The following is a 287-nucleotide window of genomic DNA, read 5'->3' as shown; positions in this document are numbered from 1 at the left end:
GGGCAAACGCCACGGCATAAGCGGCAGCAACCACCAGCAAAAGCCAGACATACCAACGCAGGGCGAAACGTGAACGGCGAGTGGGTTTGAGCTGAGTTTGAGATGACATCGAGGGACGCGTTCCGAAAATTCAGGCTATGGGTAATAGCACAAAGAGGCCGGCTCAGACGCCAGAATGAGAGGAATTATCCGTACAGGATGTGAAAAAAACGGCAAATGGCGGGATTGCCCTGCGCCATTGTGGGAGAGATCACAAAACCCTGTAGGAGTGAGCCTGCTCGCGATGG

The 287-nt window shown here is 54.4% G+C and carries 1 pseudogene; it reads right to left on the bottom strand.

The annotated features are described in order from the left end of the window. Positions 1-109 (bottom strand): annotated as a pseudogene (locus BK660_RS33320) (SdiA-regulated domain-containing protein); the annotation flags it as partial. Between the last annotated feature and the right edge of the window lie 178 nt (positions 110-287).

Origin of the sequence: Pseudomonas brassicacearum (assembly GCF_003732265.1) — a bacterium.
Lineage (GTDB): Bacteria > Pseudomonadota > Gammaproteobacteria > Pseudomonadales > Pseudomonadaceae > Aquipseudomonas > Aquipseudomonas brassicacearum_D.
This window is presented reverse-complemented; position numbering and strand designations above follow the sequence as displayed.